Annotated in this window: 10 protein-coding genes; 1 reads left to right on the top strand and 9 read right to left on the bottom strand. The window is 58.4% G+C overall.

Translation table 11 applies throughout. The annotated features are described in order from the left end of the window. Positions 1-227 precede the first annotated feature (227 nt). The 5 genes from Q1A74_RS06570 to Q1A74_RS06550 form a co-directional block, all read right to left on the bottom strand. Positions 228-959, bottom strand: a complete 732-nt coding sequence (locus Q1A74_RS06570) for a glutaredoxin family protein (RefSeq protein WP_299593912.1) — start codon at positions 957-959, stop codon at positions 228-230. Between the two features lie 62 nt (positions 960-1,021). Further along, entirely contained in the window at positions 1,022-4,177 is a 3,156-nt protein-coding gene (locus tag Q1A74_RS06565) for an efflux RND transporter permease subunit (RefSeq protein ID WP_299593910.1), read from the bottom strand. Continuing rightward, positions 4,174-5,682: an efflux RND transporter periplasmic adaptor subunit gene (locus Q1A74_RS06560; RefSeq protein ID WP_299593908.1), complete on the bottom strand. Its 1,509-nt coding sequence runs from the start codon at positions 5,680-5,682 to the stop codon at positions 4,174-4,176. The genes Q1A74_RS06565 and Q1A74_RS06560 overlap by 4 nt, the downstream gene beginning before the upstream one ends. A gap of 13 nt (positions 5,683-5,695) precedes the next feature. Beyond that, positions 5,696-6,997 carry a TolC family protein gene (locus tag Q1A74_RS06555; RefSeq protein ID WP_299593906.1) on the bottom strand — a complete coding sequence of 434 codons (1,302 nt, stop codon included), beginning with the start codon at positions 6,995-6,997 and terminating at the stop codon, positions 5,696-5,698. 77 nt (positions 6,998-7,074) lie between these two features. Next, positions 7,075-7,473: a hypothetical protein gene (locus Q1A74_RS06550; protein ID WP_299593904.1), complete on the bottom strand. Its 399-nt coding sequence runs from the start codon at positions 7,471-7,473 to the stop codon at positions 7,075-7,077. A 251-nt stretch (positions 7,474-7,724) separates the two neighbouring features. Between Q1A74_RS06550 and Q1A74_RS06545 the strand changes: the two genes are divergently transcribed. Further along, a complete protein-coding gene (locus Q1A74_RS06545; RefSeq protein WP_299593902.1) occupies positions 7,725-8,114 on the top strand; it encodes an acyl-CoA thioesterase in 390 nt (129 codons plus the stop codon). Between the two features lie 117 nt (positions 8,115-8,231). Here the strand turns inward: Q1A74_RS06545 and Q1A74_RS06540 are convergent, their stop codons facing one another. From Q1A74_RS06540 to Q1A74_RS06525, 4 genes are all read right to left on the bottom strand, one after another. Further along, complete coding sequence (locus Q1A74_RS06540; protein WP_299593899.1) at positions 8,232-8,570, bottom strand: PBPRA1643 family SWIM/SEC-C metal-binding motif protein; 339 nt, start codon at positions 8,568-8,570, stop codon at positions 8,232-8,234. Positions 8,571-8,605: 35 nt separating this feature from the next. Further along, positions 8,606-9,460, bottom strand: a complete 855-nt coding sequence (locus Q1A74_RS06535) for a PA4780 family RIO1-like protein kinase (RefSeq protein WP_299593897.1) — start codon at positions 9,458-9,460, stop codon at positions 8,606-8,608. Positions 9,461-9,872: 412 nt separating this feature from the next. Next, complete coding sequence (locus tag Q1A74_RS06530; RefSeq protein ID WP_299593895.1) at positions 9,873-10,523, bottom strand: hypothetical protein; 651 nt, start codon at positions 10,521-10,523, stop codon at positions 9,873-9,875. 1 nt (position 10,524) lies between these two features. Beyond that, positions 10,525-12,170: polymorphic toxin-type HINT domain-containing protein (locus Q1A74_RS06525; protein ID WP_299593893.1), on the bottom strand; the 1,646-nt coding region annotated here is incomplete at its 5' end.

The following is a 12,170-nucleotide window of genomic DNA, read 5'->3' as shown; positions in this document are numbered from 1 at the left end:
TAAACAACCTTTAAGGAGAGGAAGAGCGATAGCTGATTTAACCCTAGCGCATCGGGAGCAGCTCAAGTAAAGCCGACCAATGAATTGGCACAGCCCACCTTTTCCGAACAACATATACCGCCGCTAATACAATGGGCGTCAGCAACATGGCGCTCACCATCCCCCCACCAGGCCGATAAGTACCGTAGCGGTAGCCATTCACACCAGTGGCATGCGCTGGCCGCCAACTACTTCAACAGCATCCACAGCCCCATAGCAACCATCATCAGGTTCTCAGCCAGAGAAATGACACCCAGTGGTACGTTGCTGTTGCCACCCACACAGGCGCACTTCAGTTCGCGCTTGTCGATATACACCGCTTTAACTACCGAGATGGCCCCAACGGAGCCGATAAACAGCGCCGGGATTGCAAACAGCCAGGGCTCCGCGCCGGACAACATGCCGATACCGGCGAAGGCTTCGAGAAATGCATAGACATAGGCGTAGGGCACATAGCGCATCGCCAGCAGATCGTAGGTAATGAACTGCAGTGAAAATGCCTCCAGGTCGCGCAACTTCTGAATCGCCAGTGCGCACATGCTGAGTGCAATAAACGTCTCGATCACGGCTATCGGCGGAAACCCCTGAAAGCGACTCCAGCACAGGGCCAGTGCCATCAGCAAGGTGGTGCTGAAAATGGCGATGATGGGCTTGTAGGTGGTCTCGTCTTTGTCCGGCAGTGGCTCGCCGAAGTATTCTTTTAGCGCGTCGTAGCCGCCGATACGCTTGTCATCGATAAACGTTTGCGGCGTTGTGTCCACGTCGTATTCGCGCTTGAAAGCGTCGGTTTCCTCCCGCGAGGTCAGGCGGTGATCCTCGACCGTGAAACCTTTACGTCTTAGCAGGTGCCGGGATTTTAGGCCATATGGGCAAATATGCTCATCGGTGTGCATGCGGTAAAGCCTGGCGTTATTTTCCATCGTGTCCTCCTCTGTGTCGGGCTTGCTTTGGTGGATGCGCAGCGCATCCACCACTCTTGCTCTCACTCGGCCTCAGCGCTTCGCCGCGGCAGCCTGCGTCCTTTCCACAAACCATAGACTGCCGGCAGCACCATCAGCGTCAGCAACATGGCGCTGACCATGCCCCCCACCATCGGCGCAGCAATACGTTGCATCACTTCCGAACCAACCCCGGACCCGATCATCACCGGCACCAGACCGACAAATACCGTAGCGGTGGTCATCAGTACCGGGCGCATGCGCTGGCCGGCGCCCTGGCGAATCGCTTCACGTAGATCTTGCAGGGTGGGATTGCGGTCGGCAGCTTCGCATTCTTTTTGCGTCCAACCCCACGCCTGATTCAGATACACCAACATGATCACGCCGATTTCCACCGCTACTCCGGCGAGGGCAATAAAACCAACTCCCACCGCCACCGATAGGTTGTAACCCAGCCAATACAACAGCCACAGGCCGCCGATCAGCGCCATGGGCAGGGTGCCCATAATCAGCAATACCTCACCAAAACGGCGGAAGCTGAAATACAACAGCAGCACGATGATGCCGAGGGTGACGGGCAACAACAGGCTCAAGCGCTCGCGGGCGCGCTGCATATATTCGTACTGGCCGGACCAGGCCAGGGAGTAGCCCGGCGGCAGGTCGAGCTGATCTGCGACCAGCCCCTGGGCGTCGCCCACCCAACTGCCCAGGTCGCGCTCATCATTAATATCGATATACACCCAACCGTTGGGACGCGCATTTTCGGTTTTGATCATCGGCGGGCCGCTCTGCACTTCGATGCGCGCCACGTTGCCGAGGGTCAGGTGACTGCCGTTTGGCGCCACCAGGGGCAGGTTGCGCAGACGTTCCGGGGAGTCGCGCCAGGCCTGTGGATAACGCAGATTGATCGGGTAGCGCTCCAGGCCCTCGGTGGTTTCCCCCACCTTTTTGCCCCCCACCGCTGTGTCGATGACGGTCTGCACATCGGCGATGTTGAGCCCGTAGCGAGCGGCGGCGGCGCGGTCGATATCGATGTCGATGTAGCGGCCGCCTTCCACCCGCTCGGCAAATACCGAAGTAGTGCCGGGAACATTTTCCAGCAGGGATTCGAGACGGGTGCCGATCTGTTCGATCTGGTGCAAGTCGGGCCCGGCAATCTTGATGCCCACCGGGGTCTTGATGCCGGTGGCGAGCATGTCGATGCGGGTCTTGATCGGCATCACCCAGGCGTTGGTGACGCCGGGCAGTTGCACCGCGGCGTCCAGTTCTGCGCGCAGTTTTTCCGGGGTCATGCCATCGCGCCACTGGTCGCGGGGTTTGAAGCGGATGATGGTTTCCACCATGGTCAGCGGCGCCGGGTCGGTGGCGGTTTCCGCGCGGCCCATCTTGCCCCATACCTGCGCCACCTCCGGCACCTGCATGATCAGCTTGTCGGTCTGCTGCAGCAGCTCGCGGGCCTTGCCGATGGAGATGCCGGGATGGGTGCTCGGCATATACATCAGATCGCCCTCATCCAGCGGCGGCATAAATTCACTGCCGGTTTTGGACAGGGGATACAGACTGCTGGCGAGCAATACCAGCGCCACACCGATGACCCAGCGCGGGTGGCGAATCGACAATTCCAGTGCCGGGCGGTAGGCGGCGGCGAAGGCGCGGTTGATCGGGTTGGCCTGTTCCGGCTTGATGGCCCCGCGCACCAGATAACCCATCAGCACCGGCACCAGGGTAATGGCGAGACCGGCGGCCACTGCCATGGCATATGTTTTGGTGTAGGCCAGCGGCGCGAACAGTCGGCCCTCCTGGCCCTCCAGCGCGAACACCGGCAGGAAGCTCAGGGTGATAATCAACAGGCTGAAAAACAGTGGCGGGCCCACTTCGCTGGCGGCCTCGCCGACAATGTTCCAGCGTTCCTCGTCGGTAAGCGGATCGCCATGTGCCCGCCGCTCCAGGTGCTTGTGCAGGTTTTCGATCATCACGATGGCGCCATCCACCATCGCGCCAATGGCGATGGCGATACCGCCAAGGCTCATGATGTTGGCGTTGATGCCCTGCAGGTGCATCACCACAAAGGCGCCGATGATGCCCAGCGGCAGGCTAATGGCGATGACCAGGGACGAGCGCAGGTGAAACAGGAACAGCGCACACACCAGCGCCACCACGATGAATTCCTGCAGCAGCTTGTGCCACAGGTTTTCCACCGCGCTGTCGATCAGTTCGGAGCGGTCGTAAGTGGGGACGATTTCCACCCCGTCTGGCAGGCTGCGCTGCAGTTCGCTCAGCCGCGTGCGCACGCGCTCGATCACCGCGCGGGCATTCTCGCCAAAGCGCATCACGATGATGCCGCCCACGGCCTCGCCCTCGCCATCGAGTTCCGACAGGCCGCGGCGCATCTGTGGGCCCAGCTGCACGTCCGCCACATCCCCCAGTAACAGCGGGGTGCCGGCGGCATTGACCACAAGTGGCAGCGCGCGCAGGTCCTGCACACTTTGGATATAGCCGCTGGCGCGCACCATGTATTCCGCTTCCGCCATCTCTACCACGGAGGCGCCGGACTCGCGGTTGCCGCGCTCGATCGCCCCCTGCACCTGGGCCAGGGTCAGGTCGTAGGCGCGCAGGCGCAGCGGGTCCACCTGCACCTGATACTGTTTGACCATGCCGCCCACGGTCGCCACTTCAGACACGCCGGCCAGGGTCTGCAGCTCGTACTTGAGAAACCAGTCCTGCAGGGAGCGCAGCTGGGCCAGGTCGTGCTGGCCGCTGCGATCCACCAGGGTGTAGCTGTAGATCCAGCCCACGCCGGTGGCGTCGGGCCCGAGTTCCGGTCGCGCCGCGTCCGGCAGGCGCGGGGCCACCTGGCTCAGGTATTCCAGCACCCGGGATCTTGCCCAGTAGAGGTCCACATCGTCGTCGAAAATGACGTAAACGTAGGAATCGCCGAAAAAGGAATAACCGCGCACCGTGTGTGCGCCGGGCACGCTGAGCAGGGCGGTGGTAAGCGGATAGGTGACCTGATCTTCCACCACCTGCGGCGCCTGGCCGGGGTAACTGGTTTTGACGATCACCTGCACATCGGACAGATCCGGCAGGGCGTCTACCGGGGTGTGGCGCAGACTGTAAAGCCCCGCCAGCGCCAGCGCGACGGCGGCGATCAGCACCAGGGCGCGATTCTGCAGGGACCAGTCAATGATGCGCGCGATCATGGCTTGTCTCCGTCACCGGTCTCGCCGCGCATGGCAATCACTTCGTATTTGCCATCCGCGCGCTGGCGCAGTTGCACCATCACCGGCGCATCGTTTTCAAGCGCCGAGCGCAGCCCGGCCTGGGCGCCGTCCGCGACGTAGAATCCCATGGTCATGGCGGGCCAGTCCCACTGGGGTAGCGGGGCGTGTTGCAGACGGGCGTAGTGGTTATCATCGGGCATGCTGAGCACGCGCGCCTCCACCCAGAGCGCCTCCCCACGCAATACCGTGTTGTCGTTCGGAACTGTTTTCTTGCCGTGGATTCGCGTCAGGTCGGCACTGATACTCGACTCGGAATCCAGCAGGAATTGTGCTGAGGTAACCACTTCCGCACCGGGCTTGAGCCCCTCGAGAATTTCGACGCGGTCCCCCAGCTCGCGCCCGGCACGAACCCGCAGCGATCGGAAGCGGCCATCGCCCTCGGCAATCACCAGCCGGTCCATCTCGCCGGTGCGAATCAGCGCGCTGCGCGGTACCGTCAGCGCATTTACGCTGGCGCCGGGAATCTTCAGCCGCACGAACATGCCAGGGCGCAGGCTTTTGTCCGGGTTATCCACCGCTATGCGCAGGCGCAGGGTACGCGTTTTAGGGTCGAGATCCGGCAACCACTGCGCGCGCTCGCCGTGCCACTGGCGATCGGGGGCGAAGTCACTGTGAATGGATATACTCTGCCCCGACTGAACCTGCCCGTCCTTGATCAGACCCGCCTGCTTCGGGAACAGCTCCGCCTCCACCCACACGGTATCCAGTGGGCCAATGCCCATTAAATTGGTGGACGGCGTGATGTACATGCCATCGCGGGCACCGAGGGCATTCACATACCCGCCGCCGTGGGCGCGCAGAGTGATGGTCTGGCTGACTTCGCGGGTTTCCTCCAGACGCTGTATATGCGCAGCCGGAATGCCGAGGCTGTTGAGGCGCTCGCGGGTGGCCTGGATCAGTGTGCGGTTGCCGCTGGCCAGTGCTGCCACCAGCTCGCTCTGAGCCTTCACCAGTTCCGGCGAGTAAATCTCGAGCAATGGCTGGCCTTTTTCCACCCGGTCGCCAACAGCTTTTACCCAGGTTTTGTGCACCCAGCCACTCAGGCGGGTGTGCACATGGTGCAGCTTGTCTTCATCCAGCTGCACCAGACCCACGGCGTTTATTTCGGTGGCGACCGGGCCCTGTTGGGCGGTGGCGGTGCGCACGCCCAAGTTGTTTTCCACCTGCGGGGAAATGGTGACGGTGCCGGCAGGCTCACTCTTTTCATCGCCGGCGTAGACCGGAATCAGGTCCATGCCCATGGGCGATTTGCCCGGGCCGTTGCGGCGATAATTGGGGTCCATGGGAGCCACCCAGTACAGGATGGCTTTGCCGCTGCCCGCCTGCTTTGTTGCCCCGTCGCCGAGGCCACTGCCCAACAGTACTCCGGCAACCAGCGCCAGCAGGAACAGGGTGAGCAGGAAAAATTTTTGTGTGTTGTTCATGGTCTGCCGCCAATTATTTGCTGTTCATCGCGCGGGATTCGGCGCGGAAGTAGCGGATACGCGCCAGCGCGCGAAAGTAGCTGTAGGTCAGTTGTACCGCACTGATCTGTGCCTCGATGGCCTGCATACGCGCGTCGATCACCGCGTCCAGGTCCGCAGTGTTGCTGGCGTAGCCCTGCAGTACTGCGTCGGCAGTGGACTCGGCCTGCTTCAGGAGTTCACCGTCGTAGGCCGCGCGGCGACGCGCCAGGGTATTGGCCATGGCCACAGCGCCGTTCAACTCGCCGTGCATCTGCTGCAACAGGCCCTGCCGCGCCAACTGGGCGGCACTCTCCCGCGCGCGGCTGGCGGCCACACGGCGATCCTGGCGATTCTTGCGGAACAGGGGCAAATCGAAAGTGAGCATCACGCTGGCAAAGTCGGCGCCGTCGCTGCCGGGCGTTCGGTCGCGCTGGCCGTAGCTCACATCCACACCAAACTGCGGCTTGTAGGCCTCGCCGGCGAGATCAACATCCGCGCGGGCCGCGGCGATCTGTGCCTCCCGCGCAGCAATTGCCGGATGCCCATCGAGGATTGCCAGCGGCAGCGGCGGCGCCTGCGCCGCCAGCCAGTCGCGGGTATTTCGCCAGGCCGGTGGTGTGCTGTCTGCGGGCTCCCAGGCGGCGGGACCAACCCAGCGACTGAGCTGTCCGCGGGCACGGCTGATTTCTCCGTCCACCCCGGCAATCCGGTCATCCAGACGGGCCAGTGCCAACTGGGATTGCAGCAGTTGTTGCGACTGGATCTGGGCACTGGCGAGGCGCGCGCGGTTGTAGTCCACCAGCTGCTGCAGCCAGCGCCGGTTGTCACTCAGCAGTGCGCGCACCCGCAGCTGCTCGGCGAGGGAGAGATAGGCGATGCTCACGTCCCGCTCCAGCGCCAGCATCTGATCCGCCGCGCTCGCAAACCCGGCCTCGGCTGCACTGGCGCCACGCTCGCCGATCAGTGCGCGGGCGTTGCCCCGGGGGAACTCCTGGCGAATACCGATTACCTTCTGAGTCATCGGCTGCTGATCAAAGGCAAAACTGTCGGTGGGAAGGTTGGCAATACCCAGCTTGAGGCTCGGGTCCTGCCACTGGGCGTCGGCCACCGCCGTTTGCGCCAGCGCCTCCGCCTGGGCGCGGATTGCGGCGTTTTGCGGGTCCAGTTGTCTGGCCTGCTGGAGGGCACGCTGCAAATCCAGCTCGGCACGGGCCGGGCCGGCGGCAAACGACACGGCCAGTAAAAACGCGGCCAGCAGCAGCCACCGCGCGTTCCGGCGCAGGGAAATCGTCATGGGTCGTCCTGTCAGTCTGATGTTCGGGCACCCCGGGGCTTGAAGAAGCCGAGTGTGGGGAACCGGTTAGGAGAACATCAGGCGCCGATGGGTGGGCGTAACAGGTTTTGCTGGGAAGCAGGCAGGGGAGAGGGGCTTTGCGCCAGATAGGGCGCACTATTCAAAACGGGCTGGAACAGGAGATTTTCCGTGGCCATGGCGACACTGCAGCCACCGCTGGCACAGGTGAGCTGACACAGATCCGCCGCCGGGCTCTGGCCGGCATAGCCATCGGTGCCGATATCGACACCGGTATCGCAACAAGGCATATCGCTTTGGGACATTGCCATGTGGGAACTGGACCCGTGATCCATATTCTGACCATGGTCGTGCGCGGTCTCGGTCATCATGCCCATATCACAGCCAGGCGACACCACCAGAGCCAGGCTCTGGGCAGCGAAACAGCAAATGATCAGGGTTAGAATCAGTCCACGCATGGGCGCAAGTCTAGGCGATGGGCGGGGTTCAGGCAATTGGCAGGCCGTGGCCTTTCCGAATCTGGCCCGATGATTGCGTAAAAAAACAGAACACCCGTACCGGCTAACACCGGGTTTTATGCGGTAAACCGGTAAATTATCGCGAACCGGCACTGGCTAATTAGTACCCAGTTTGTGCTAGAATGCGCCACCCGGCACAAGTGGCAGCAATGACCCGCCGGACCAATAAATCTAAGAACGTGAGTTTTCCGATGTCCGCCATTGATGAAGAGCCGCAACCCAGCGGTACCCTGACCCTACAGACCCAGTCCATGCCCAAGGACACCAATCCCCAGGGTGACGTCTTTGCCGGCTGGCTGATGTCGCAGATGGACGTGGCGGGCGCCATCCTCGCCCAGAGCATTGCCCGTGGCCGCGTTACCACCGTTGCCGTCGGCAGCATGGTGTTCCTGCGCCCGGTCACCGTCGGCTCCACCGTGAGCTGCTATGCCGAAACCCTGGAAGTAGGCCGCTCCTCCATCAAAACCCTGGTGGAAGTCTGGCTGACCCGGGTAGACACCGGTGAGCAGGTGAAAGTGACCGAAGGGGAATTCGTGTTTGTCGCCATAGACGATCGCGGACGCACGCGGCCGCTGCCCTGATCAGAATCAGGTAAACCATAGAAGGGACCACAGAGGTCCCTTTTTCGTTTCTGGCGTACCGCCTATCCGGTTTTCATCAAACACCAGACATCGAAGTATCACCCGTATTCATATCCACTAGCCACAGCACTTTTTATATTTTTTACCACTGCCACAGCTGCAGGGTTCGTTCCGCGCGGGAACCTTGTCCAACCGCACCGTGCCCTGCTTGTCGAGCAGCGCCGTCAGCTCAGCGATAGATTCAGTGGCACCCTCGCGCGAATCCACGCTGATTTCTGCATACAACTGCGCATCGGCAACCAACGTCTCTACTTCGCGCTTGCGCGCTGCACTGGTCACCACCAGTTTTAACGGGAATTTTTTGCTCCCGGATTTTTGGATTGCCTTGGTGGCATAGCCGGACTGAACGTGATTTTCACGCACTTCCTGGCGGCCCTTGAAAAAGAATTTAGACATTAAATAACCCGAATGGATAAAAAGTTGATTGGCCGCTATTCAAGCTCTGCTTCGCGCAGTCGCTCTTGTCGCTCCTGCTCTTCTTGCATTGCCGCCTTTATTTCTTCCAACACACCGTCCACATCGGCACTATCGCCACTGTCTTCAAACTTACCGCTGAGCACTGAATCAGGCGTTAAACTGCCATCTTCGAACAGGGCCCAAATTTCTTTGGCGTATTGGGTGTGTGCTAGCGCCGGGGCGAAATTCGCATAATACCGACGCATATTATTCACATCGCGGGTGAACATCGCCTGTGCGTTGTTATTGGCCGCGGCGTTGACTGCTTGCGGCAAATCGATAATCACCGGGCCGTAATCATCCACCAGCACGTTAAACTCGGAGAGGTCACCGTGCACTACGCCCGTACAAAGCATGCACACGATGTAGTGCATCATCAACGCGTGGTCTTCCAGTGCCTGCTCTTCCGACATGATCACATCGCCCAGCCGCGGCGCAACGTCGCCGGCATCGTCGGTAACCAGCTCCATTAACAGTACACCGTCCACACAGCCGAAGGTTTCCGGTACGCGCACACCGGCGCCAGCCAGCCGGGATAGGGCGTCGATTTCCGCCGTTTGCCAAACCTTTTCCTGCTGGGCGCGGCCGTAATTTGACTGCTTGGCCATAGCACGAGCCTGGCGGCCACCGCGCACTTTCCTCCCCTCCTGGTACTGGGCGGCCTTCTTAAAGCTGCGTTTAATGGCATCTTTGTAGACCTTGGCGCAACGAATATGCCCCCCGCAGCGGACAATGAAGATATCGGCTTCCTTGCCACTCATCAGGCGGCTGATCACTTCATCGACCAGGCCGTCATCAACAAGGGGTTGCAGGCGTTTCGGGATTTTCACGGGCTTTCAACTAGGTGGGGTAACCAATAAGGGCTGGGGCCGGCATTATGACACCAAAATCGTCCATAATTTAACCTTTATCTGCGGCTCGATGAAGGAAATAGCTTTGAGTTGGTGTGTGTGGCTATTGATAGTCGCGGATATACGCAGTCACTATCCGTCTAGACCGCATTCAGTCCCGTAGACTCATATACCGACAGGCCCAGGTCGCAGACTCACCTAGCAACCCAAATACGCAAAAGGCAGGCTCATCCAGACCTGCCTTTTGTATGAGTACTTCCCGTATTCCATTCAGACTTTAATTTCAAAATTCCCAGTAGTTCACCCCAGCACTAAATCAAAATTGAAAAGATCGCAGCACTACGGAAAACCGGGACTGATAAAAAATAAACCTTACCTAAAGAAAATAGAACTACTGCATATCTTTTAATTCCTGATACATCTCTTCGAAATATTTGGTTTCATTTTTGTAATGAACAGAATCTTTTTGCTTGTCCAGGAATGCTTCAAGGCGTGATCCATATTTCACAAAATCGTCTGTCTTTAATAACCCCTTCATTATCAATGATCGAATTGGCATGGGGTTACAGACGAAACCACTCCGGTCATTCAGCGGCATGCTTTCCATTTTTTCGTAAACATCTTCGACTCTCTTGAAATGATCAAGAAATGGAAGGATATCGTCATAAATCCACCCCTTCAATATCGGCGTCACCTCATTCAGGGTGTCCACAGACATGATTTGATGATCGAAAATTTTATCCCGAAAATCGACGCTCTCCGACTTTCGGAAAATCGTCCCAAGCCCCATCTTAATGTCATACTTTTTGTAGTACTTCTCTAATAACCCCTCAACTTCAGAAAAGCTTTTTCGTCCGGTTATTCCGTTACGAAAGGAATATCCAGAAACCATCTTGTGATATGAAAAAATCAACTCAACAGTACACTTTTCGAACTTCTCTTCAAAACAGATTGCACCAGGAGTATTTTGGAGTTTTTCATAATCTGAAAGACCCAAAATATCGTGCACCGCATCTCCAAGAGAACTAATATCCAGAGCCATACTATATATCCTTCATGCCACTAATGACGTCACCGGAATTAGAATCAAATACCTTGATCCACTTAAGAGTTCCAACAACTTCGTCTGAGGATTGCAGCTGAAGACCAGAAACAGGACTATCCGCGTTCTTCAGTTTCGATCTGACGTTAAGGCTATCAAGTTTATTTGCGCCTTTTTGGTTGACCGTCAAATCTGTGGCGTCGGTCAATTTGTTTTCAATAATAACCGAATCGATTGGTATATCCCTGCCAAATTCATCCTTACCCCACTTCACATACACCTGGTCGCTAACAAAATAATTACCAGAATTGTCATATGTAAACTGAACCTGAGAGTACATATCGTATTCATCCAGGTCTACGCCGTATTTATCCAGCGTCGTGGTGCGCAACCACTGGTACTCCGGGGACAGCCGATCTATCAGTTTTTTGAGTACCGTTTCTGATTCGAATTTGCGCCCGAGCGCCATGCGCTTGAAAAATTCTGATCGTGATTCAGCTGCGAGTTTGGCCTTCTCATCTTCATCCAGCCGACGCATCAACTCGTACGAGAAATCAGCATCGCCGTCAGCCTGCTTGTACAGTTCAAAAAATTCAGGATTACGGAGATCTTCCAGGAGGTTGGGGTCCGTATCCAGCTGTTTGCGCAGCTTTTCGATCAGCCCGCTATCGAGTTCGTCAAGCGGGATATCTTCGACCCCTTCAAGAGGATCAGTGGACTTTGTGGGGTCACGCTGGGATAAGTCGCATACCTCATTGGCGTTGTGCACCCACAAGCCATTGTCAGAAACAAAATAGCTGTGGTCCTCAGCGACACGGAAATTGTAAACCTTAGTTCGCTCGTCAACCTTCTCATTTGTGCGAACCAGGATGTCGCCTTCGGCCGTGGCAATGGCATGGCCCGGGCGAAGACGCGACGCTGGCCGCCACCCCTCACCCTGCACCCAGAATGGGTGCTCGCCGGTCACCTGGATATTGTCGAAGCCGGTAGATAGCCGGTATATCGAGCGCACATCCCTCTGAAACAAGCGCTCGACTGCTTGATACGTATCAATGTAAGTTTGATCATTCCTTGCCAGAACTCTGGCTCCAACGTCTATCTCCTCAATTGCCACCGGGCCCTGTTCCGTCCAGATCATAGTGCCAGCAGCAAAACTGCTGCACGCGGTATCGAGCTTTCTCACGGACTTGGCGATTTGTGACAGCTTAGAGGCAACCCGAGCCATTGCTGCCGGGCTCACGTTCTCCCCAATGATGCGACCTATTTCAAAGGGGTCACCACTGGTGGCGGCCGCTATATCCTTCGCAACCTCATCGACGATCAGTTGCATAGTACCGTCAAAATCCCGCACCAGCCCTTCGCCCAACTTGTACATAGCGACAGCGGTATCAACAGGATTCAGGACTATTTCAACAAGGCCCCAAAACTGATCTTTAAAGCCTTCCCACAAACCGTCTACGAACCGGGCCGCCTGCGTGATGATGTCTTGGTCATTTTCGGTGGATGCGCTGCCATCACCACCATCACCACCATCACCATTATTACCGCCGGAGCTGCTGCCTGTGCCGCCGCCTGTGCCGCCGCCTGTGCCGCCGCCTGTGCCGCCGCCTGTGCCGCCGCCTGTGCCGCCGCCTGTGCCGCCGCCTG

The organism is uncultured Microbulbifer sp. (genome assembly GCF_947504145.1).
Classification (GTDB): domain Bacteria; phylum Pseudomonadota; class Gammaproteobacteria; order Pseudomonadales; family Cellvibrionaceae; genus Microbulbifer.
Note: the sequence above shows the minus strand (reverse complement) of the source record. Positions and strands in the feature narration are given on the sequence as shown.